This is a genomic window from Fibrella musci (assembly GCF_041321105.1).
Lineage (GTDB): Bacteria > Bacteroidota > Bacteroidia > Cytophagales > Spirosomataceae > Fibrella > Fibrella musci.
Map to the genome: position 1 here is coordinate 374,155 of NZ_JBGGWD010000003.1, position 22,533 is coordinate 396,687.

General features: G+C 56.3%; 17 protein-coding genes. 7 read left to right on the forward strand and 10 right to left on the reverse strand.

Annotation, left to right across the window (positions count from 1 at the left end; translation table 11 throughout):
• Positions 1-73: 73 nt before the first annotated feature.
• Positions 74-604: a CopD family protein gene (locus ACAW74_RS11385; protein WP_370698323.1), complete on the forward strand. Its 531-nt coding sequence runs from the start codon at positions 74-76 to the stop codon at positions 602-604.
• A gap of 85 nt (positions 605-689) precedes the next feature.
• On the opposite strand, the gene hslU is transcribed toward ACAW74_RS11385, so the two are convergent.
• Positions 690-2,105 (reverse strand): ATP-dependent protease ATPase subunit HslU, encoded by a 1,416-nt coding sequence (hslU, locus tag ACAW74_RS11390; protein WP_370698324.1) that lies wholly within the window; start codon positions 2,103-2,105, stop codon positions 690-692.
• Positions 2,106-2,286: 181 nt separating this feature from the next.
• On the opposite strand from hslU, the gene ACAW74_RS11395 reads away from it, so the two are divergent.
• The 4 genes from ACAW74_RS11395 to ACAW74_RS11410 all read left to right on the forward strand — a co-directional run bounded on the left by ACAW74_RS11395 (position 2,287) and on the right by ACAW74_RS11410 (position 9,724).
• Positions 2,287-4,854, forward strand: a complete 2,568-nt coding sequence (locus tag ACAW74_RS11395; RefSeq protein ID WP_370698325.1) for a TonB-dependent receptor — start codon at positions 2,287-2,289, stop codon at positions 4,852-4,854.
• A gap of 167 nt (positions 4,855-5,021) precedes the next feature.
• A complete protein-coding gene (locus tag ACAW74_RS11400) occupies positions 5,022-5,738 on the forward strand; it encodes an outer membrane lipoprotein-sorting protein (RefSeq protein ID WP_370698326.1) in 717 nt (238 codons plus the stop codon).
• 89 nt (positions 5,739-5,827) lie between these two features.
• The gene (locus ACAW74_RS11405) at positions 5,828-6,571 is read left to right on the forward strand and encodes an SOS response-associated peptidase (RefSeq protein WP_370698327.1); all 744 of its coding nucleotides are present in this window, start codon (positions 5,828-5,830) and stop codon (positions 6,569-6,571) included.
• Between the two features lie 204 nt (positions 6,572-6,775).
• A complete protein-coding gene (locus ACAW74_RS11410; protein WP_370698328.1) occupies positions 6,776-9,724 on the forward strand; it encodes a TonB-dependent receptor in 2,949 nt (982 codons plus the stop codon).
• Between the two features lie 40 nt (positions 9,725-9,764).
• On the opposite strand, the gene ACAW74_RS11415 is transcribed toward ACAW74_RS11410, so the two are convergent.
• The 7 genes from ACAW74_RS11415 to ACAW74_RS11445 form a co-directional block, all read right to left on the reverse strand.
• Positions 9,765-11,753 (reverse strand): DUF3857 domain-containing protein, encoded by a 1,989-nt coding sequence (locus ACAW74_RS11415; RefSeq protein WP_370698330.1) that lies wholly within the window; start codon positions 11,751-11,753, stop codon positions 9,765-9,767.
• On the reverse strand, positions 11,753-13,837 hold the full coding sequence (locus ACAW74_RS11420; protein WP_370698331.1) for a DUF3858 domain-containing protein: 2,085 nt from the start codon (positions 13,835-13,837) through the stop codon (positions 11,753-11,755). The genes ACAW74_RS11415 and ACAW74_RS11420 overlap by 1 nt, the downstream gene beginning before the upstream one ends.
• 123 nt (positions 13,838-13,960) lie before the next feature.
• Positions 13,961-14,827, reverse strand: a complete 867-nt coding sequence (locus tag ACAW74_RS11425) for an SDR family oxidoreductase (RefSeq protein ID WP_370698332.1) — start codon at positions 14,825-14,827, stop codon at positions 13,961-13,963.
• Between the two features lie 40 nt (positions 14,828-14,867).
• Positions 14,868-17,156, reverse strand: a complete 2,289-nt coding sequence (locus ACAW74_RS11430) for an ATP-binding protein (protein WP_370698333.1) — start codon at positions 17,154-17,156, stop codon at positions 14,868-14,870.
• A gap of 153 nt (positions 17,157-17,309) precedes the next feature.
• Positions 17,310-17,903: a TetR/AcrR family transcriptional regulator gene (locus tag ACAW74_RS11435; protein ID WP_370698334.1), complete on the reverse strand. Its 594-nt coding sequence runs from the start codon at positions 17,901-17,903 to the stop codon at positions 17,310-17,312.
• A 169-nt stretch (positions 17,904-18,072) separates the two neighbouring features.
• Positions 18,073-18,843 carry an SAM-dependent methyltransferase gene (locus tag ACAW74_RS11440; protein ID WP_370698335.1) on the reverse strand — a complete coding sequence of 257 codons (771 nt, stop codon included), beginning with the start codon at positions 18,841-18,843 and terminating at the stop codon, positions 18,073-18,075.
• A gap of 114 nt (positions 18,844-18,957) precedes the next feature.
• Positions 18,958-19,419: a redoxin domain-containing protein gene (locus ACAW74_RS11445; protein WP_370698336.1), complete on the reverse strand. Its 462-nt coding sequence runs from the start codon at positions 19,417-19,419 to the stop codon at positions 18,958-18,960.
• Positions 19,420-19,581: 162 nt separating this feature from the next.
• Here ACAW74_RS11445 and ACAW74_RS11450 point away from each other — a divergent pair, with 162 nt between their 5' ends.
• Positions 19,582-20,502: an ROK family protein gene (locus tag ACAW74_RS11450; protein WP_370698337.1), complete on the forward strand. Its 921-nt coding sequence runs from the start codon at positions 19,582-19,584 to the stop codon at positions 20,500-20,502.
• A 17-nt stretch (positions 20,503-20,519) separates the two neighbouring features.
• Positions 20,520-20,999 (forward strand): DUF8479 domain-containing protein, encoded by a 480-nt coding sequence (locus ACAW74_RS11455; RefSeq protein WP_370698338.1) that lies wholly within the window; start codon positions 20,520-20,522, stop codon positions 20,997-20,999.
• A 6-nt stretch (positions 21,000-21,005) separates the two neighbouring features.
• On the opposite strand, the gene dtd is transcribed toward ACAW74_RS11455, so the two are convergent.
• Positions 21,006-21,458 (reverse strand): D-aminoacyl-tRNA deacylase, encoded by a 453-nt coding sequence (gene dtd, locus ACAW74_RS11460; RefSeq protein ID WP_370698339.1) that lies wholly within the window; start codon positions 21,456-21,458, stop codon positions 21,006-21,008.
• A 109-nt stretch (positions 21,459-21,567) separates the two neighbouring features.
• Complete coding sequence (locus ACAW74_RS11465; RefSeq protein WP_370698340.1) at positions 21,568-22,389, reverse strand: serine O-acetyltransferase; 822 nt, start codon at positions 22,387-22,389, stop codon at positions 21,568-21,570.
• Between the last annotated feature and the right edge of the window lie 144 nt (positions 22,390-22,533).

Consider the following 22,533-nt stretch of genomic DNA (forward strand, 5'->3'; position numbering starts at 1 on the left):
GCTTTACGCCGTGCCAACCCGCCGCCTTGTGGGTACGTCTGCCAGCATGGGCAGGCCACAAACGCGTTTACCTATGTCGTTCCTGTATATTAAAGCCATTCACATCATTTTCGTCGTGACGTGGTTTGCCGGGTTGTTCTACATGCCCCGGCTATTCATCTATTACACCGAGGCCGCCGAGCAGCCCGAGCCGGCGCGGCAGGCCTTGCAGGCCCAGTTGAGCCTGATGCAGCGTCGGCTGTGGTATGGCATTACCTGGCCCTCGGCGGTCGTAACGCTCATCATGGGCCTGAGTACCTGGTACAATTACGGGGCTACGCCCACCTGGCTGATCTACAAGCTGGGCTTTGTGGTGCTTCTCTATGCCTACCACCTCTACTGCCATGTCATTTTCAGGCAGCAACAGCGGGGCGAGTTGCGCTACACGTCCATGCAATTACGTATCTGGAACGAAGTGGCCACGATCTTCCTCGTCAGCATCGTCTTTCTGGTTGTGCTGAAAGATGCGCTCAGTATGCTGTGGGGAATACTCGGCCTCATTGCCTTCATCGGGCTCCTGCTGGCTGGTATCCGCATCTACCGTCAGGTACGTAGCGGGAAATAAGGTGTTCACCACAGAGCCACGGCGTACGCAGAGAAGCAATTGAAAGTCTCTGCGTACGCCGTGGCTTTGTGGTGAATACCTTTCTTTACAAAATGTACTGGCTCAGGTCGCGGTTTTTGACCAGGCCAGTCAGACGTTCCTGCACCAGTTCGCGCGTGACCTCGACGGTCGAACCGGCGGTGATGGTATCGGGGATGTCGAACATAAACTCGTTGAGGAGCTGGCTCAGTACGGTTTGTAGCCGCCTGGCGCCAATGTTCTCCACTTCGGCGTTGACTTCGAAGGCAATGCGGGCGAGTTCGCGCAGGGCATCGTCGGCAAAGGTCAGCGACACCCCTTCGGCGGCCATCATCGCTTCATACTGCTTCGTCAAGGCATTTTTGGGCTCGCGCAGAATCTGGTAGAAGTCGTCTTCCGACAGACTCTGCAATTCCACCCGGATCGGGAAACGGCCCTGCAGCTCCGGAATCAGATCCGACGGTTTCGAAACGTGGAACGCACCAGCCGCCACAAACAGAATGTGGTCGGTCTGGACCACGCCATATTTGGTATTCACCGACGAGCCTTCCACGATGGGTAGCAGATCGCGCTGCACGCCCTCACGGCTGACATCGGGGCCACCGCCCCCACCCGACCGGTTGGTAGCAATCTTGTCGATTTCGTCGATGAAGATGATGCCGGCATCCTGCGTTTTTCGAATCGCTTCTTCCTTCACCTCATCCATGTCGATGAGCTTGGCGGCTTCTTCCTCGAGCATGATCTTGCGGGCCTCGGCGATGGTCACCTTGCGCTTTTTACCCTTCTTGGGCATAATACCGCCGATCATCTCCTGAATATTCATCATAGACAGCTCGTCGATGGAGCCACCCATCACCCCAATGCTGGGCGCGGCGCTCTGCTGCACATCGATGTCAATTTTGCGGTCGTCGAGTTCGCCCGCCTGAATTTTCTGCCGGAAGCGCTCACGGGTACGTTCGTTCAGTTCAGCATCGGCGTCGGGGATGCCGTCGCCATTCTGGTCGGAGCCGTTGCTGTGCCCGAAGCCAAGTTGCCCGGCAGCCGCCGCTCCTTTGACGGGCGGAATCAGGATGTCCAGAATCAGGTCTTCAACAATCTGCTGCGCCCGGATCTTGACGGCTTCTTTTTTGGCAGCCCGTACCATATTGACAGCCTGTTCGGCAAGGTCGCGGACCATACTTTCCACATCGCGACCAACGTACCCAACTTCGGTGAACTTGGACGCCTCTACCTTAATAAACGGGGCATCGGCCAGTTTTGCGAGGCGGCGGGCAATCTCGGTTTTCCCCACGCCGGTGGCGCCAATCATCAGGATGTTGTTGGGCGTGATTTCGCGCTGCATGTCGGCCGGGGCGTTCATACGCCGCCAACGGTTTCGCAGGGCAATGGCCACGTTGCGCTTGGCCTCGTGTTGGCCGATAATATATTGATCGAGTTCGGCAACGATCTGCCGGGGAGTCAGGTCTCGGACGGTTGATGGCATAGACTACAGAGGTACAGAACAGGTTACCTCACATCAAAATAACAGCATAATCAAAAAATGGTGCCAGTCACTTTCATACGGCCCGTTGCCACTTCCATCCCGCCGGATTGTCCTTTCATCCGCTTTTCGTTTACTCAAGTCCGTGCCGTTGCCAACTTCGTAGCGTTAACAACCTGTTTTTATGAAACGGAATTTTTTACTCATCTGGGCCATGCTGCTGATCGCTACGCTGGCAACACCGGCACTGGCACAGTTTCCCAGTATGGGGGGGGCGGCACAACCCAAAGCGTTGCCGGGCACGGCAGGCGATCAGAGCCCCAAAGGTTCGGCCAAAATTACTGGCTTCATCATCGACTCAACGCAGGGCAAACCCGTCGACTACGCTTCAGTGGCCCTTTACGACCGCACGAGCGGGAAAGCTGTCGATGGCACCATTGCCGACGACAAAGGCAAGTTTACTCTGTCGAAACTGGTGGCGGGTAATTACCGTCTGCTGGTCTCGTTTGTGGGTTACCGCAACCAAACCATTGACAACCTGACACTTACCAATGGCCAATCGCTCGAATTGGGCAACGTTCTGCTCAGCACCAACGTCAAGCAACTCAACGAGGTAACCGTGGTTGGTCAGGCGGCCGTCATCGAAGAGAAAGTGGACCGGCTGGTATATAACGCCGATAAAGACATTGCCGCCAAAGGCGGTGATGCCACCGACATCCTTCGCAAAGTGCCGCTGCTGACGGTTGACCTCGACGGCAACGTGAGCCTGCGCGGTAGCAGCAACATCCGGGTATTGATCAACAACAAACCCAGCACCATCGTGGCCAGCAGCGTGGCCGACGCCCTTAAGCAAATCCCCGCCGACCAGATCAAAACGGTGGAGGTGATCACCAGCCCTTCGGCCAAGTACGACGCCGAAGGATCGGGCGGGATCATCAATATCATCACCAAAAAGAACAGCCTTCAGGGCCTGAACCTGAACGTAGACGGCGGCGTGGGTAACCGGGGCTCGCAGTTGTCGCTCAACGGCAACTACCGCAAAGGCAAAGCGGGTTTCACGCTCGGAGGCTTCGGCCGGGCCATGTACAACGTGAAAACCCTCACCGACCTGCAACAGACGAGCCGTACCCCCAACAACACGACGCAGACCCGGCAAACCGGCAGCGGCACCACGTCGGGTAGCTTCGGGCAATACCGGCTTGGTTTCGACTACGATTTCACGGAGAAACAAAGCATCACGGCGGGCGTGAAATACAGCGCCCAGAACATGGTCAACTCGCAGGATTACCTCACACAGCTCTTCACGGGCGGCACACCGACCAGTTCAAGCCGCCGCGACGTAGACGTGAAGAACCTCTCGGGCACGGTCGATATGAACGTTGATTACCTGCACACGTTCAAGCCGCAGCAGGAGTTCAGCATCTCGACGCTTTACAGCCGCAACGACCTGACCAACAACTTTTTTGCGAACCTGCTGGGTGGAACGGGTGAACTGACAGGGCGTCAGCAGAACCTGAACAATAACCTGAACCAGGAATTCACGCTTCAGACCGACTACCAGACGCCCATTCAGAAAAACCAGTTGCTCGAAGTGGGGGCGAAAGGAATTATGCGGCGCGTCGACAGTGATTACCGCTACCTGCTGGCAGGGCCTACGGGTGAGTTCTCGACAATTAACAACGGTACGGCGGGGGCACTGACCTACAACCAGAACATCGCCGCCACCTACGTGTCGTATACCTACACGACCAAAAGCCGTTACACCTTCAAAGGCGGTATGCGCTACGAACACACGTTTATCGACGCCCGGACCCGCGAGGGTGGTAACCTGGGGGTAGCCGACTACGGCGTGCTGGTGCCGAGCATCAACGCGTCGAAGACCGTCAAGGGCACGACCATCAAACTGGGCGCCAACCGCCGGATTCAGCGGCCGGGTCTGCAACAGCTGAACCCCAACCAGAACGCGGCCAACCCGCAGGTGATTACGCAGGGGAACCCCCAGTTGCGCCCCGAGCTGACCGACAACCTGGAGCTGGGTCTGAGCCGGACCATCAAGAAAACGTTTATCAACGCGACCTTCTTTGCCCGTTTCACCGACAACGCCATTGTGCAGGTGAGCCAGCCTTCCGATTCGCTGAAGGGGGCCATCGTCACGCGTTTCGAAAACATCGGTCGGCAACGTACCTACGGTGTCAACCTGTTTGCCAACGTAGCGGCCACGTCGAAGATCAACATCGGGGTGTTTGCCAATATCTTCTACGCCAGCCTGTCGGGTCAAACGCTGAACCTCGACCGCACCTCAACCACCATCACCAACGAAGGGTTTGTACCGGGCGGTGGTACATTTGTCAACGCCACATTCAAGAATGGCTGGGGCGTGCAGGGTTTCGGGGGCCTATTTGGCGCGCAATTGCAGCTACAGGGTCGCTCAGGTGCGTTTGGCTTCTACACCATCGGCGTCCGGAAAGAATCGGCCAACAAGAAGTACAGCCTCGGTCTGGCGGGCGAGAACTTCCTGTCGGATCGCTTCAACATCCGCAACACGTTGACCTCACCCCAGTTCGATCAGGTAAACAACATCTACTTATACAACCGGGGGGTTCGGTTGACCTTCAGCCTCAAATTGGGCAAAATGACGGCCGACGCACCGCGTAAAAAAGCCAAAGGCGTTAACAACGACGACGTGAAGAGCGACGGCACTGACGGCGGCGGGCAGCAGCAACCGGCAACCGGTGGTGGTCGGCCAAGGTAAATTAAGCGTCATTGATGGTCATTAGCCTTCGGCGTCATTACTAGTCATTCATTGTTTTTCTTTGGAAATTCGTCCAACGAACAACTACCAATGACGCGCAGCAACTGACTATCAATGACGCCGAAGGCAACTAACCAAGTCTTTATCATTTCACTTAACCAATACCAATGAAAACAACTAAACTATGGGCTGCTACGGTGGCCATACTGCTGTCGGTGGCGGCGCAGGCCCAAACCGTCGATGAACTGGTCGACAAACACATTGCCGCGCTGGGCGGCCTCGATAAACTGAACGGTGTCAAAACGATTGTTTCTGAAAGCTCCCTGGCCGTACAAGGCATGGAGATTCCGAGCAAATCGGTCATTGTCAGAGGAAAATCGATGCGCTCTGAGTCGACGGTTATGGGCAATTCCATGATTCAGGTGGTCGATGGTACAACGGGCTGGAAAGTGATGCCTGCCATGATGGGTGGCACCGGCGAACCGCAGGACATGACCGCCGAAGAAATGAAGCAGATGGCCGGGCAGCTCGATCCGTTTGGCGCGCTGGTTGGCTATAAAGACAAAGGCTACAAGGTTGAACTGGTTGGCAAAGAACCGCTCGACAAGAAGCACGATGGCTACCACCTGAAAATTACAGACAAGGACGGCAATGCGTTTGACGAATGGCTCGACGCCAATACGTACCTGGTAGCAAAAATCAAACGGACGATGAACGGCCAAACGGGCGAAATCGGTCTCGACGATTACCAGGACGTTCAGGGTATCAAAGTACCCAAAACCATGTCGATCGCTGGCGCAATGGGCTCGATCACGATGACGACGGAGAAAATCAACTTCAACGCCCCCGTCGACGAATCGATTTTCAAGAAACCCGCGAAATAAATAGCCTGCTCGTTTAGCCAGACGCTCAGTATTGACCAACGCGGTCGGCCGACTCATAACACCGAGGGGGCCGACCGCGTTGTGTGTTTATGTGCTATCATACCTCCCTTGCCGTTGATCGGGCCGAACTGGAAAAACACTACGACGCCACCGTACCGGCCGATGTGCACAGCGGGCCGCAGTACCACGTCAATGCGTATGCGTTTCCGCGCTACCCCATCCTGACGCGTCAGCAGCCCAATCAGTTTCAGGCTATTCGCTGGGGACTGATTCCGCACTGGGTAAAGGCAAAGCCCGATGCCGATAAGCTGCGAGCCCAGACCATCAATGCCCGTTCTGAAACGATCTATGAAAAACCCTCCTTCCGCCAGGCGGCGCAGCGGGGCCAACGCTGCCTGATTCCGGTGACGGGCTTCTTCGAGTGGTATACCGAGGGCAAGGAGAAATATCCGTTTTACCTATCGGCCACCGATCAACCCATTGCCAGCATTGCCGGGCTCTGGGACGAATGGGCCGACCCCGATACGGGCGAAGTCGTGACGACCTTCTCGCTGCTGACGACCGACGCGAACCCCTTGCTGGCTGCCATTCATAACACCAAAAAGCGGCAGCCCTGCCTGCTCACCCGCGATCACGAACAGGCCTGGCTACACGAAAACCTGACCGAGACCGAGGCGATCAAGCTGCTGACTGATGCGTACCCGGCCAGCCACATGCACAGCTACGCGATCAGCAAACGAATAACGTCGCGCACCGACGACAGCAACGTACCTGACGTGTTAACCCCGGTAACGTACCCAGCGCTGGAAGGCAAATCCGCGCTCTTCGCTTAACAGTGGCCCAATCGGGCCGGTTGCTCTACACATTTTTACCATTCATCGGCAGAATCGTAACCTTCGTCAACTAAGTTGTCCATAGTCGGTTACTACAGGTAATATTGCGCGGCTTTTTGCGATTTAATGCAACATAGCTAGCCGCAATGGTTTCTATTTTGTTTCCGTAGTGTGCGGATAAACTCAACGAAACAACCTGATTTCATGTCACATAAATTACCTTCTTACGTGCTGGCGGGCCTCCTGCTAGCCTTGTCGTCTGGCGCAGCCTGGGCGCAGGTTCCGTCGCTGCCCGACAGCAGTGGCCGCCGCCCTGCCACGACTCTGCCCGATACCAGCCGCCGCCAGCCAGCAACCGCTTTACCCGACACAAGCAATCGCCAGACAAGACCTGATAGCAGCGGGAGCCAGAACGCCACCCGGCAACCCATCAACCCGGCAACCCAATCGGATACCACACAACCTGCCACAACCACCACGCCTGCCCAGATAGGGCTTCCGTCAACGGCACCAGCAACAAACCAACCCAATAACCCGGCCCAATTACCAGCTGGCCAGCCAACCGGAGCTACCACACCAACGGGTACTACAGCGCCAACCCTCGGCGGCGCAGGTGATGCCCCCCGGGGTAGTGGCAAGATCATTGGGGTAGTGGTTGATTCGCTCACCGGCAAGCCGGTTGAATTTGCTAGCATTGCGCTGATCAACCCCGAAACCAACCGCCCCATCGACGGAGCTGTAGCCGACGATAAAGGCAAATTTACCATGAACCGCCTGCCCGCGGGTAACTTCCGGGTACTGGTTTCCTTCGTAGGCTATCGCAACGCGGTGCTGTCGAGCGTGAAGCTCCAGCGCAGTAACGACGGTATCAACCTCGGCAACATCCTGCTCGCACCCGAGGTACGTAACCTCAAGGAGGTGGTCGTGACCGGGCAAGCCGCCATTGTCGAAGAAAAAGTAGACCGGCTCGTCTACAACGCCGAACGCGATCTGACCTCGAAAGGCGGCGATGCCACGGATATTATGCGCAAAGTGCCGCTGCTAACGGTTGACCTCGACGGCAACGTGAGCCTGCGCGGTAGCAGTAACGTGCGCGTGCTGATCAACAACAAGCCCAGCACCATCGTGGCCAGCAGCGTGGCCGACGCTCTCAAGCAGATCCCGGCCGACATGATCAAAACGGTAGAGGTGATTACCAGCCCCTCGGCCAAGTACGACGCCGAAGGCTCAGCCGGGATCATCAACATCATTACGAAGAAAAATAACCTCCAGGGCTTTACGCTGAACCTCGATTCGGGCGTGGGTAACCGCGGGGCCAATCTCGGTTTGCAGGGTAATCTTCGTACCGGTAAAATGGGCTTCTCGCTCAACGGTTTTGGCCGAGCCAACTACAACGTGCGGGGTAGCTTCGAGAACCGCCAGCGAACTGGCAACACGCTGACCACTCAAACGGCCAACACACTAAACGAGGGCCTGTTTGGCCAGTATCAGTTGGGTTGGGATTATGACATCAATAAAACGACAGCCCTGACGGCCAGCGTTCGGTATGGTGCGCGGAATCAGATGAACTTTCAGAACAACCTGACAACCATCAGCACGAATGTCCTGTCGAACTCGGTCGTTAACACAGGCGTGCGCGATGTCGATGTCAAAGATTTGTCGGGTACTGTCGATGTGAACCTTGATTTTACCAAGACCTTCAAGCCACAGCAGGAATTGAGCATCCTGACGTTGTTCAGCCAGAATAACCGGACCAACAATTTCGTCGCCAATATTCTTGATCCCATTGCCGGGCAAAGCATTCTGAGCCGCGAGCGCAACGACAACACAAGCCGCAACCAGGAGTCGACGTTCCAGGTGGATTACCAAACGCCGCTTAAGACTAACCAGTTGCTGGAAATGGGTGGTAAAGGGATTTTGCGCCAGGTACGTAGCGACTACGCTTATCTGGTGGCCAGTGGCGAAAACGGTGCCTATACCAATAGCCCCAACCGGCAGCCCAACGGACTCGATTACGATCAGGACGTAGTAGCTGGTTACATTTCGTATACGATGACGACGCTCAGCAAGTACACACTGAAAATTGGCACTCGGTATGAGCACACGGCCATCAATGCCCGCCTACGCACCACCACGGGTGAAGATGCGCTGCTGAACCGTCGGCTGGACTCGATTCCGAACTACAGCAATCTGGTGCCGAGCATCAACATCTCGCGGCAGCTCAAAAGCGGCAAGACGATCAAGCTGGCGTATAACCGCCGACTACAGCGGCCGGGTATTCAGTTCCTGAACCCCAACGTCAACGCCGCCAACCCGCTGAACATCGTGGTGGGTAACCCGTCGCTGAGCCCCGAACTGACCGATAACTTCGAGTTCAGCACCAGCACCAACATCAAATCGGTCTACCTGAATATCTCGCTGTTCTCGCGCTTTACCAACAACTCGATCGAGAGCGTTCGTGACACACTCCGCCAGAATTTTGGCGACGTGACCAACCCGGTTTACCAACAAGTCCTGCGGACGTCTTACGCGAACATCGGTCAGCAGAACTCATACGGTCTTAATCTCTTCGGTAATGCCACGCTGTTCTCGAAACTGCAACTGGGCGGCGGCGGCGACGTCTATTACTCGACGTTGACCAACAATAGCCCGAATCTGGCACTGCGGGCCAGCAACTCCGGATTTGTGGTTTCGGGACGGCTTTTTGCCAGTCTGCAACTGAAAAACAACTGGGGCGTTCAGGCCAACATGTTTGCCCGGGGTCGTCAGATTCTGCTCCAGGGCTACCAAGGCGGCTTTATGTTCTACAGCGTGGGTATCCGGCACGAGTTCGACGAGAAACGCGGCAGCTTTGGGGTAGCTGGCGAGAACTTCTTCAACCATCCCTTCACCCAGCGGTCGGCCACAAGTTCGGCGGTATTCTCACAGGAGAGCGTTCAGAACCTCTTCAACGCGGGTATCCGGGCCACGTTTAGCTACCGGTTTGGTAAACTCAGCTTCGATGGTGGCAACCGCCGTAAGCGTTCGGTCAACAACGACGACGTGAAAGACGGCGGTGGCGGCGACAACGGTGGCCAGCCGCAACAGCAGGCACCCGCCGGTGGCACTACGCCTTCGGGTGGTGGTGGCGGCAACCGTCGGCCACGGCAATAAACCCCTCTACTGGGTGGGTCGAATCGCCACCACTACGCGCCTATTTCGGCGGTGTAGTGGTGGCGATTTCCTTTTTCACTAACACTAGCTGAGCGCGGTCAGCTTTGGCGATTTTCTTCCGAAAATCAGCGTATTCGGCGTAGGCTTCGGCCGGATACCGCCCCTGATGCATGCGCAGTCGGCGCACGTACACCAACTGATTGCCACTCACCTCTGTACGGGCCGTGTAGCTGCCGAACTTCGAGTCGACGCGCATCGGCGTAAGGGCAAATTCGGGCGCATAGCCATCCGGGAGCGTATACGTGACTGTATCCGAATCTTCGTAATTATAGTGGTGCGAGAGCACCAGCGGCTGGCGGCGGGGACTAGACAACACAGGAGCCGTATTAACTGTCGACAACAGGTTGAGCGGCAGGAACAGCCGCGTCCCACTGGGCGACGCCCAGCGCCGGGTAGTTAGCGTGAGGGTCTCGATCACGGCCGGAATACGGCCGGGGGTTTCAGTCAGGGTAAACTGCTTCAGATCGAGTGACGGCAAATCGCTGTGATGAATCAGCCAGTCACGTTGTTGTTCATGGTTCAGACTGTGCACAACAGCACTATAGGGTTCTTGTTGCAGGCCCGTGTACCGGGTACGTACCTGCGCCGTTGCACCACCATCCGGAGCCAACGTGACGGCTATGTGGCGCTGTTGCTGGTTTTGCTCGGGACTGTAGGCCGGGGTTCGGGCCAGTTTGCCACCTTCAGGCGTTACCAGCAACACCGTGCGTCCACCCGTGAAATCGCCCAGATAACCCGCCGGGCTGTGCTGACTGGTACATTCGAGCCACAGCGTATCGGTTGGCGTCTGCCCGGCATTAGGTACACACAGGAACACGTGGTTAAACTGAAAGCCCGGCAAATCGACTCGAATATCCGACCGATTGCTACCCGCCCGTACCAGCGCTTCAAACGACGGAATTCCCACCGCCGCCAGCATGGCTTTGGTGTAGTTAGTCAGGGCCTTACAATCGCCGTAGTGGGTTTGCACCACGCGGCTTGCTTCGATAGTTTGCCAGCCCCCAATACCCAACTGAATGCTGATATACCGCGCCTGCCGTTGCAGGTACGCGTAGATTTTGGCGACCTTCCCCGCCGCCGTTTTTTCACCGGCTACCAGTTGTTGCACTTCTTTCCTGACGCCCTCGGGCAACTGATCGCGGCCTTTGTTGAGGGTGTAGTAGAACGTACCCACGTCTTTCCATGAACTGAACGTACCTGAATAGGCCTGTACCTCAAACCGGCTGGGCGCCGTGTAGACCACAGGAACGCTTTCTTCAAACGACGGACTAAGTGGCTCGCTTTCAACGGCCCGCAACGTGTCGGCCTGCCAGCTGTAGCCGACGACTTCGCTGCTGCCCGCTACGCTTTTCGACAATACAGGCGGCCGGGGCTGGTTGACCTCTTTGTAGCGAAACGGCAAATCGGCGGGCAACTCTACCCGAAACCGGCTCTGGACGACCGACAACCGTTCGTCGTCCTGCGGCGCCCAAACCGGGTAGTCCATCATGTTGCGGGTGACGTATTCATACCGAAACTCGACGGTGTAGGGGTAAGCCAGCTGCCGCGAAAAAATGGCCACTTTCCGGCGAGTGTCGTCCTGGTAATTATCGTCAACATAGGCCATATCGCTGATCTCAGCCCGTTTAAGTCGTTTGACCGGCTTGCCCGCTGCGTCGAAAAGCGTTCCTTCGATATCGGTTACCTTCGAGAATTTGTCGTAGGGCACATCCAGTTTCGCCTTGGCCTCGGCTTTTTCATTCAGGATCGTAATGACCTGCCGAACGCGCCGAACCGCCTCACCCGGCGACTTCACGATAAACGTCGATTCGTCGTACCGAAGCACGGCGTCGGCGTTGACGGTCATAGAGGCAGGAATGCTACTGACGGCCCAATTGTCGGTTTGAGCCAGCGCCTGTTGGCCGGTAAGCCCCCCGATACTGCACGCGCACAAGGCTGCCCATATGCGCGGCACACGTGTTGTTGCCATTATTTCTTTCGGGGGGTTACACCGCTGCCGCTTTTCGGGTTGGCGGTGGGTACGTTCGTCTGCTCAGCAATCGGTGCGGAACCACTCTTTTTCAACACAATCTGCTCCCCGTGTTTCTGCAAGATTTTCTCGTAGAACTCTTTCAGAACACCATACTCATCGGCCATGAACAACGGCTTACTGATCAGCACTCGGCTCACCACGGTGATCCGGTTTTCCAACGACTGAACCTGATAAGCAAACCGACCGCCTTTGTCGGGCAGGCTGATGATCACCGGCTTGGGCATTTCTTCGACCGTGTAACCGGCGGGCAGCGTGTAGGTGGTCGTAAAGATGGTCTCCATACCGTGGGCAAAGTCGACCGGATACTGCCGCTCCGGCTGCTTGAACGGATTTTCCTGTTGGCCCTCCGTGAGCATCGGGCGCAGGTACATACGGTCGCCAACTACCTGAGCCACCTCGGCGACCGTCAGGGTATAGTTGACCGTCAGTGGCCGATCCAGTTCCGACACGTTGGTAAACGATACCTGCTCGACTTGCCAGTCGGGTTTCTTCTGCTTCACGTCATCGACAAACTGCTTTTCGCCCCGCGATTTGTATGACTCGCGGGCATCGATGGCCCCGTAGCCGCTGTATGAATGAGAAAGCGTACCTTTCAGCTCGCCATCTTCCGATACCGTAAAGGCACCGATCTTGGCTTCGGTATCCCGTTCGGTTGTGGTCAGGGGAACAAATCGGCTGTTCCCGTTGGGCAAGATGAGCCGACCGAGCTTATTCAGGGCCCGGTAGGGCAGCACGCCGGGCCGGACGAACCGATCGGTGGCATCGAGCAGAAAATCTTTGCCGCCGAGGGTGAGGTGGCTCACCACGTAGTTAAACTGGCGCAACATCCCGTAGCTTTCGTTGATCTGCCCGTGATCCCGGGTACTCAGGATGACGGGGTTGGCATTCAGACCCAACTCACGCAACAGGCCAATCAGCATAAAATTCAGATCTGCCGCATCGCCTTTCTTTTGTTCCAGTACTTTCTTGAGGCGGTCGCTCTGTACGTTGCCCTGCCCGTTCCAGGTCATGGCATTCCGCAGGTAGTCGTAGGCGGCCGTCACCCGCCCAAGGGTATCGGCTACTGGGTATTTGGCCTTAATCCCATCAGCCACGCTCCGCAGATACGGCGCTTTCTGGTACTGATTCGCAAACGACTCCAGCCCGAGCAGCGTCTGATCCATATCGGACCAACTGAGCGAATAAGCTTTCTGAAGATAGCCCGGAATATTTATGCTCGCCAGTTCGAAATCAATGCGGGAGAGGTAATCTCTGGGCGTGGTGATGTACGCCTCGTTTTTGAAGGCGGGCGCATTGGCTACCGCGTAATGCGATTCCACCGCCCCTTCATCGGCAATACCCGGCACCAGCCCACCCGATACCGGCGTGCTTTTGTGGACCGTCAGGGGCAGATACCCCATCATGATCACTTTGACGTGATAGTAGTTGGAGAGGGTGGATTTATAGTCGCTCCAGATGACGGGAATATCCTGCTGAAAGGCCCACGACGGGGGCGTTTCTTCATCTGGCGAGAACCGGGTGTAACGGTATTCGATGATGCAGCCTTCCTGCACGCCAGGCAACGTCAGTTTCTGGACCGTCAGGGTGTTGGATACACGTTCGTTTACCACGGCCGCTTTATCCATCTTTTGCTTAGTCACCTGCCCATTTTGCAAGGTGTAGGTTGCCCCTTCAATGTTCTGGACATACTCGCGCGTTGGTCCGTCGCCATGCAGCGCCATCTCAATGGTTGCCCGGTCGTAGGCCGACTTTTTATTGATCCTGATTTTACTGTAGTAGTCGGTCTGGCGCAGAATTCGTTGGTTGCGGAGGCTGAAGCGCGTATTGGCCGATTCGTAAAGCACGACCGCCTCGGCCGTGGTGTCGACGGGTGTTGGTTTCACGGTGAAGTCGGCGGCGGTTACCTGCCCAAATTTGACGACGGGAATTGGAGCGGCTTGCTGGGCCTGGGTGTGAATCGAGCAAAGGCTTACCAGCAGGCCCACGAAGGCCACCCGGAAAGCAGGTAAAGTTGGCTGCATGAAGACGGGAGAAAAGAGGAGGCGAAACAAATTGTGGATTGTGTCGCCCGGAGGCCAAAACAGCTGGAAGAAGCGACGGTACTGTATCGGGGCAGCCGTTAAAACGTAAGGGGTGCCGCTCCGTCAGCTGGCGGTTTCGGCAAACAGCTCAATGGTCGTAGCTGGCTTACCGAGTTCTTCCCAGGTACGTTGGGCCTCGAAGGTCTCCGGGTAGCGATTCAGGGCTTCGCCGATGTGCCAGCCATAGTCGGCCTGCTGCGAGAACAGACGTCCCAACCGAAGCATCGCCGGGATCACCGCTACGACTTGTAGGTTCGCTTTTCTGTAGCTGCTAGCCAACCGGCGGGCGGCATCGAGTTGTGTAACGGGCTCGGGTCCCTGAATCACATACTCCTGCGGTTCACCCGCCTGCACCCGTTGCAGCGCCCGTGCCACCTGTCGGCCATAGTCGTGGGCGGCGATAAACCAGGGCTTCACCGGCGACGTACCCACCACCAGTACCAACGACCCTATGCGTTGGGTGGTCAGCATGGTTTCCATGAAATTGGACGGATAGAAAATGCTGTAGTCCAGCCCCGATGCTTTGATGAGCGCCACCGCTTCCTGCTTGAGCCGAAATACCCACCAGTCGAACCCGTTCATGCCCTGATAGCGCATCACAATCGACGATATATAGGCAATTCGTTTCACGCCCGCCGTTTTGGCCGCTAACAGCAGGTGGCGAAGGCCCTCTGATTCAGTATGGAAATCCGTTGGTCGTTCGGTTTGTTTGACCGACAGGCTCAGGTACGTTACGGTGCAGCCCGCCAGCGCCGCCACCAGCGAATCGGGCTGTTGCAGATCACCGAAAACAACCTCGCTTTTTGGAAACAGGGCTTGTGCGGCAGGTACGTTGCGGGCGATGATCCGAACCGGAAGCCCTGCCTGGATAAGCGCCTGCGTTACGGGCTTACCCAGCATGCCGGTCGCGCCGATAATAGCAATTTTCATGAGTACTGGTAGTTATGGTGGCGTACTCGAAGGTGAGTGGTTACGCGGGCAATTCAACCACAAACTCCGTGAAGTTATTCGGCTCCGATTCAAGCCCGATCGTGCCGCCATGCCCTTTGGTCACGATGTCGTAGCTGATCGACAGGCCAAGGCCCGTGCCCTGCCCGGTGGGTTTGGTCGTGAAAAAAGGCTGGAAGATTTTACTCCGCACCGAGTCGGGGATGCCCAGCCCGTTGTCGTGCACGCGGATACGTACCTGGCCTGCCTCGTGCTCCGTCGTCAGCGTGACCGTGGGTTTGTAGTCGATACCCTGCTGACGCGCCTGCGCCGACCGGTCGCGCACAGCATGAAACGCGTTGGTCAGCAAATTCATCAGCACCCGCCCAATATCGGACGGCACAACCGATACCGTAGGCAGGGCCGGATCGTAGTGCGTCACCAGCGACACATCAAACGACTTGTCGTTGGCCCGCAGCCCGTGATACGCTAGTTTGAGGTATTCGTCGGCCAGCGCGTTCAGGTTGGTTGCTTCACGTTGGCCGGTGCTGGCGCGGCTGTGCTGCAGCATGCCGCGCACAATGCTGGCGGCCCGTTTCCCATGTTCGTTGATCTTGCTGACATTCTGCTTGATATCGGCCATGATCTCCCGTTCCAGCCCTTCGTCGCGGTCAGTGACGGCGCGGGCCTGCTCTTCTTCCAGCTCCGTAATCAGCTCGACTGATACTTCCGAGAAATTATTGACGAAGTTGAGCGGGTTCTGGATCTCGTGGGCCACGCCGGCCGTCAGTTCGCCCAGCGAAGCCAGCTTTTCGCGCTGAATCAGTTGATCCTGCGTGGCGCGCAGGTCGGTCAGCGACTGATCGAGGGCCGCGGTCCGTTCCAGCACCAGCCGTTCCAGCGTTTCGTTCTGTTGCGCCAGCAAGGCTTGCTTCTCCTGCTCCTGCATCAGGGTACGGGCCGAGAGGGCCTCCACCTCTTTTAATTTATCACCCAGCGAGCGGTACGTACGGCCGTAGTCCTGCACCAGCGAGAGCGACAACCCCACCGGGAAGCTGAGCAGCCCAAACATGGTGGTCACGAACAAGACACCCGAAAGCCAGCCCAGGTTAATATTTATATCGCCAGAACCCGTCTTCACCACTTCAATGAGCGCAATCACGATCATGACCACCAGCAGGGTCAGGAGACAATAGAGGGCGGTCCGGATCGATACCCAAGGCAGGCGGGAGTAAGCATCTTTGCGCCTGCGGCCAATCCAGCTTACGCGCAGGTATTCAATACCCAGCACCAAATAGACGAGTGAATCCAGTTCGTAGGGCACAATCCCAACAAAGAACCGATACAGCGGCGTCAGCCCCAATAAGCCAACCACCGTATAATACCACCAGTTGTATTTAAGGTTGAGGTAGCGATAAATGGCCGTCAGCAGAAAAGCTAGCCCAACATGCATCATCAATTCGCTAATGGTATCGATGACCGAATTGGTCGTGAGCGTGGCCGTGAAATCATCGAGCCGGCGGGTGGCATATGATACCGAAAAGGCCAGCATCTCCCAGCCCAGCAACTTATTAACCTTCTGGGTTTTGTTGGCTCGGTAAAACAGAAAATGAAGTAAGGCCAACGTACCGAAAATACCGGTCAGCAAAAATGCCGAGCCCGTCTGCACCAACTGCGTAACCAGCAGCGCTACCGGCGCCAGATCAGCCGATTGTATTTTCATCGAAAAGGCCCCTTCGTCGAAATCAGCTTTGACGACAGCGTCGCGCCGTAGTGAGTAACGTACGGCCAGTACATGGGCGGTGGTATCAGTGATGGGCAGCGCAATGAACCGGATTAGCCGTTGCATGCCAATCGTATCCATCTCCGTCGTACCCAACACGGCCAGCCGCTTTCCGTCCAGATACACTTCAGACCGACCCGTTTGATCAACAACCAGCGTCGGTTCGTTGGCCAGTAGCTTCGGGTGCAATCGAAATCGGAGGCGAAACCAGCCCTTCCCCGACTGCCACAGCAACTTATTACCGTTGAGGGGATCGGCGGGCGATACCTTTGGTTGCCAGGCCCGATCGTTGTAGGCGGGGTTGGCCCATCGGATGTCGTCGCCCGTTTTGAAGCGCCAGTAGGCACCCGACATACCGCCGTTTTTGCCCACGTTTACCGTACCCGTATCTGCTTTTGCAGACGCCTTAAAGCCATCGCTTACGCCATCAATAAACGTTTTGGATGAGGAAACCGAATCGGTTGCAGGCGGTTGCGACCGGGCCGACTGCCCAAAACAGGCCACACCGGTCAGAAAAAGTAGCGTCAGGAGTACGTACGGGCGGATCATGCAGCAAGATACACGGCGGTATCTTAAACCCCTATGGTTTTTACCCAGACGCGCAACCTTACCGAAATGATGAATGGTGGCTTGTGAGTGATGAAATAAGGAGCCTCTAAAGAAGCCATTTCATCACTCACAAGCCACCATTCTACAACTCGTCTAACGCAGGTTGCGGATGAACCGGCGGAGTGTTTCTCGGTAAATCTGCTCAGAAGTATCGATGGGTTGCTGGCCGCGCAACAGGAGCCCCAGCGTGATGAGGCCGTGCGAGGTCGCCCACCATTCGAAATAAAGCCGACGAATGCTCTCAGCCGACTTCGGAATGAAGGAGAAAATGATCCGGCAGACGATTTCGTTGACAGCCTTCATTTCATCCGACTCGTCGAGCGATACCTGGCAATTGGCTCCATTCAGGTTATACATCACCTGATACAGTTCGGGCTGCTGAACGGCAAAATGCCACTGAACCAGTGAGATTTCGTAGAGCAGTTTTTCGGGGTCGCGGTAGAGTTTCACCAGCCGCTCATATTCCTGGCGCAGGTGACGGAAGCCTTCGTTGCGAACCTCATCGAGCAGACGGTCCTTACTATCGAAGTAATCATAAACAACCGGCGCACTATACTCGATAGCGTCGGCTATTTTCCGAATCGAGACGGCCTGCCAGCCTTCACGGCGGGCAATGTCTTTGGCGGTCTGGAGAATACCCGTCCGCGTCTGTTCGCGGGTGCGCTGCTTGCGCTCGACTACTTCCATGTAAGTAAAGCTTGGTAAGTTAACGGCGTTAATCTGGCTGAAAGTTAGCCCATTATCTTAACAAACTATCAAACGGCATACCGTTTTCAGGAAAAAATCACAATCATTATACAATATGTTAAGCAACAGGTTTAATAGAATAATCCATTAGTGGTTTTCAGATAAATAGTTAGTGACTTATGCGCTCGGCCAGTAGCCAAACGCCCTCGTCACCAATGCGGTAATCATCACCTTCGACCGAACCGTATACAGCCAGTACCACGAGGCCGGCCCGCCGCAAAAACCCGACCAATTCGGCAACCGTGTAGATCGTGTATTCGGCTGTTCGCTGCGCCGTTTCGACGCCAGCGGGCGTATGCTGGAAGTAAGTCAGCTGCTGCGTCAGGCGGGCCGTGAGGGGGTCATACTCTGCCTCCATCAGCACCTGCACATCGTCACCCACGGGCATCCAGGTACGTTCCTGAAAATCAGGAAACAGGCTTTCGGCCACCATACTCGACTGCACCAGTAGCCGCCCGCCGGGTTCCAGTAGGGTCGCCAGCCGGTCCACGAACGCCTGCATGGCCTGATGCTCGAAAAAGCAAAAGCTATTGCCCAGGCAATACACGGCCTGAAACGAGCCCGGTCCACCCAGGGCATCGAGGGGGGTCACCAGAAAATCAGCCTGAATGGCCCGCAGCGGTACATTTTCACGCTGGGCATCGGCCTGCAACTCAGCAATCGATTCGGCCGAAATATCAATACCCGTTACCTCGGCCCCCATGCGGGCCAGGGGCAGGGCGTGGCGGCCATACCCACAGAACACGTCGAGCACGCGGTCGCCGGGGCCAAACTCCATCGACTCGATTACCCGCTCCAGCTCCAGCTGCGTTTGCTCGTCGGTCTGAGCGGCCTTCCAGGTACGTTGCGGCAACCCGTGAAAGAAATCTGTATACCACATAAGACATTGAGTGATTGAGCAAATGAGTGATTGAGTGATTGAGTGAATAAGCCAGCGCGTCTATTTTGCTTGCGCTAGCCTAGTCACTCAATCACTCATTCGCTCAATCACTCATTAATTCAGTGCTGCCTGTATGGCGGTAAAGTTGGGTACGTTACCGGCGTTGTCGAGGACTTCGGTGTATTTGAGCGAGCCATCGGGGCCGATCACGAAAGCGGCCCGTTTGCTGACACCGTGCATGTTCATCACGAAGGTGTCGTAAAGGGCACCGTAGGCCGCCGATACCTCCTTGTTGAAGTCTGACAACAACGGGAAAGGGAGTTCCTGCTCGGCTTTGAATTTGTCGAGCGTGAACGGTGAGTCGACCGAAATAGCCAGCACGTCGGCATTCAGCTTCTGGTAGACATGCAGGTTGTCGCGCATTTCGCAGAGTTCAGCGGTGCACACGCTGGTGAACGCCATCGGGAAGAACAGCAGCACCACATTGCGCCCGGCATAATCGGCCAGCGCTACTTCTTTTTTATCGGATGAGAATAGGGTAAAAGCGGGGGCTTGTTGTCCTACAGTTAAAGCCATAGTTAGTTTGACGTTTAATGTTTGATGTTTGACGTTGCTTTTCAGAATTTTGACGGTTCGTGACCGAGCCTCATTGATTCTGTAAGCAGTTCGTTGGCATCAGCCTGCAAAAGTCCAAAAAGCAACGTCAAACATCAAACATTAAACGTCAAACCCTCTTTCATGCAAACCTATTGGGGTATCGACCTGGGCGGTACCAAAATTGAAGGCGTCATTCTGTCGGCTCCTTCGCCCGACGCGGTGGTGATTCGGCAACGCATTGACACCGAAGCGCATCTGGGTTACCAGCATATCGTAGACCGGATTGTACTACTGATTGATCAGCTCAAAGCCGAAACCGGCTACGTACCTGACCGCATCGGCTTCGCTACGCCCGGCACGCTCGATCCGGCCACGCAGACCATGAAAAACTGCAACACGACCTGCCTGAACGGACAGCCGTTGAAGCAGGCCCTGCTTGAGCGGCTGGGTACGTCGGTCGAACTGGCCAACGACGCCAACTGCTTTGCGCTGGCCGAGGCAACACTAGGTGCGGTGCCCGAAGTAGTGCCCAATTTCCAGAGCGTGTTTGGCGTGATCATGGGTACGGGCGTAGGCGGCGGCGTGGTCATTCGTGGTCTCGACGGGCGGCCGTTCGTCATCAACGGGTTGCACGGCATCGGGGGCGAGTGGGGCCATAACATCCTGGAAGAGCATGGTTACGACTGCTACTGCGGCAAACGCGGCTGCAATGAACAGGTGCTATCGGGAACGGCACTGCAACGGTTCTACTACGAACAGAGTGGCGAAAAACGGAAACTGAAAGAGATCGTTGAGCGCCACCGTGCCGGTATCGACCCCATTGCCAGCCTGACCATCGACCGTATGCTGGAGTACTTCGGCCGGGCCATCTCGACCATTACCAACGTGCTCGACCCGGACGCAATCGTGCTGGGCGGCGGCGTGAGCAGCATCGACGAACTCTACACCGAGGGCGTAGAGCGCATCAAAAAATACATTTTCAACAGTGGCGTTGTGCACACGCCCATCCTCCGCCCGAAACTCGGCGACAGCGCAGGCGTATTCGGCGCGGCCATGTTGTGAGGTACACCCAGCAATTTATGCGCAGTTCCCTACTTGTTGCGGCCCCGCTCCTGCTGCTTATACTGGCCTGTTCGGATGGCAAAAAGGCCGAGTCGACCGCCCAACCGCCCACCGACTCGGTCTCGACGGCGATCTACGATCAGGTAGCAGCCGAGTCGGCGGCCATTACAGATCAGCTTAAACAGGCGGCGACCGAAATCAACCGGCAATGCCCGATTCAGGTCGACGCCGGTACGCGCCTCGATAGCGCCCACGCCGCCTCGACGACGGAATTGCAGTATTTCTATACGCTCACGGCGCTTGTGCGGGCCGATATGACCGTGGACGTGGCGCAGCTCGAAGCCCAAACCAAACCGATGCTGATCGAGTCGGTAAAAACCAACCCGGCGATGGCTGAATTACGCGACCACAGTGTCACGATGACGTACCTGTACCGCGACCGCACGGGCGAGTTTGTCATGCGCATCCCGGTCGGGCCAGCCGAGTACGGAAAGTAAGAAGGGCTAGAGCCGGTTTTTGGTATCGATGATAATCGTGACGGGGCCGTCGTTGAGGAGCGATACCTGCATGTCGGCCCCAAACCGGCCCGTCTGAATGGGATGGCCCATGTCGGCGCTCAGTTGGGCGATTAGCTGCTCGTAGAGCGGAATGGCTACCTCGGGGCGGGCGGCTTCGATAAAGCTGGGACGGTTGCCTTTTTTGGTGCTGGCGTGGAGCGTAAACTGACTAATCAGCAGAATACTCCCCTGCACGGCGGCCAGATCGAGGTTCATCTTACCGTCGGGATCGTTGAAAACGCGCATACCGGCAATCTTCTTCGAGAGCCAGGTAATATCGTCGGTGGTATCGGTGTGGGTGATGCCCAGCAAGACCAGAAAGCCCCGCCCGATCTGCCCGGCGACCTGCCCATCAATGCGGACAGCCGCCTCAGAAACACGTTGTAAAACGGCAATCATGGAAAAAATGAATGTATAATGTACAATTCACAATGTACAATGGCTCGAGTGGCGCATGGCTAACGCGCACTCATTATGCATTATACATCGTACATTATTCATTCTTCAGTTACACATCCTGTTCAATGGTTCGTACGTCGATCTGGCTGCGGTGGTATACCCGTGAGAAAGGCAGGACACTCTCGGTAAGCCAGACGTTCCCGCCGATGACCGAGTCGTGCCCAACGATGGTGTTGCCTCCCAGAATCGTCGCATTGGCATAGATCACCACATTGTCTTCGATGGTCGGGTGGCGCTTTTTCTGCGCCAGCGATTTGGCAATGTGCGTCGCCCCGAGCGTTACGCCCTGATACACCCGCACATTCGCGCCGATGATGGTCGTTTCGCCAATAACGACGCCCGTACCGTGGTCGATGAAAAACGAGGGACCAATCGTCGCACCGGGGTGAATATCGATACCCGTTTGGCCGTGTGCATATTCCGTCAGCATCCGGGGTAGCAGCGGCACGCCCGCGTTGAGCAGCGCATGAGCAATCCGGTAAACGGCGATGGCGTAAAAACCTGGGTACACGGCAATCACCTCTTCGATGCTAACCGCCGCCGGGTCGTTGTCGGCAATGGCTTGCGCATCCAGTAACAGATGTTCGTGAATGTCGGGCAGTTCATCGAAAAAGCGATGCGCTACGGCCTCGGGCAACGTAGCCAGATTCGGGCGTATGGGTTGCAGCAGGCATAACAACTGCTCGTTGAGGCGTAGGTACGTTTCGCCCACGTTGGCCGTTACCGACTGGCAATCCTGCGTAACCGGGAACAGCATTCGCATGAGTTGGTCGATAAATCGACCGGCATCGGGGCGCGAGGGCAGCCGATACTGGTATTGCTTGCCCTGAGCAGCCAGTCGGCCCAGAAACGTCGTTAAAGAAGTAGACATAAACACATAGTGGCTAAGCTTCCCCAAACTGGGGCGATGGCCCAACACAACCGAATCAAGGAGGCGGTATATGATGATGGGAAAATAGGGCAAAACCGTTGATTGCCGAACAATTACCCCTATAAATAGTTCGGCAGCGCGGTT

Excerpts from the sequence above, each read along its gene's own strand:
- ACAW74_RS11385 (WP_370698323.1), top strand. The coding sequence starts at position 74 with ATGTCGTTCCTGTATATTAAAGCCATTCACATCATTTTCGTCGTGACG.
- hslU (WP_370698324.1), bottom strand. The coding sequence starts at position 2,105 with ATGCCATCAACCGTCCGAGACCTGACTCCCCGGCAGATCGTTGCCGAA.
- ACAW74_RS11395 (WP_370698325.1), top strand. The coding sequence starts at position 2,287 with ATGAAACGGAATTTTTTACTCATCTGGGCCATGCTGCTGATCGCTACG.
- ACAW74_RS11400 (WP_370698326.1), top strand. The coding sequence starts at position 5,022 with ATGAAAACAACTAAACTATGGGCTGCTACGGTGGCCATACTGCTGTCG.
- ACAW74_RS11405 (WP_370698327.1), top strand. The coding sequence starts at position 5,828 with ATGTGCTATCATACCTCCCTTGCCGTTGATCGGGCCGAACTGGAAAAA.
- ACAW74_RS11410 (WP_370698328.1), top strand. The coding sequence starts at position 6,776 with ATGTCACATAAATTACCTTCTTACGTGCTGGCGGGCCTCCTGCTAGCC.
- ACAW74_RS11415 (WP_370698330.1), bottom strand. The coding sequence starts at position 11,753 with ATGGCAACAACACGTGTGCCGCGCATATGGGCAGCCTTGTGCGCGTGC.
- ACAW74_RS11420 (WP_370698331.1), bottom strand. The coding sequence starts at position 13,837 with ATGCAGCCAACTTTACCTGCTTTCCGGGTGGCCTTCGTGGGCCTGCTG.
- ACAW74_RS11425 (WP_370698332.1), bottom strand. The coding sequence starts at position 14,827 with ATGAAAATTGCTATTATCGGCGCGACCGGCATGCTGGGTAAGCCCGTA.
- ACAW74_RS11430 (WP_370698333.1), bottom strand. The coding sequence starts at position 17,156 with ATGATCCGCCCGTACGTACTCCTGACGCTACTTTTTCTGACCGGTGTG.
- ACAW74_RS11435 (WP_370698334.1), bottom strand. The coding sequence starts at position 17,903 with ATGGAAGTAGTCGAGCGCAAGCAGCGCACCCGCGAACAGACGCGGACG.
- ACAW74_RS11440 (WP_370698335.1), bottom strand. The coding sequence starts at position 18,843 with ATGTGGTATACAGATTTCTTTCACGGGTTGCCGCAACGTACCTGGAAG.
- ACAW74_RS11445 (WP_370698336.1), bottom strand. The coding sequence starts at position 19,419 with ATGGCTTTAACTGTAGGACAACAAGCCCCCGCTTTTACCCTATTCTCA.
- ACAW74_RS11450 (WP_370698337.1), top strand. The coding sequence starts at position 19,582 with ATGCAAACCTATTGGGGTATCGACCTGGGCGGTACCAAAATTGAAGGC.
- ACAW74_RS11455 (WP_370698338.1), top strand. The coding sequence starts at position 20,520 with ATGCGCAGTTCCCTACTTGTTGCGGCCCCGCTCCTGCTGCTTATACTG.
- dtd (WP_370698339.1), bottom strand. The coding sequence starts at position 21,458 with ATGATTGCCGTTTTACAACGTGTTTCTGAGGCGGCTGTCCGCATTGAT.
- ACAW74_RS11465 (WP_370698340.1), bottom strand. The coding sequence starts at position 22,389 with ATGTCTACTTCTTTAACGACGTTTCTGGGCCGACTGGCTGCTCAGGGC.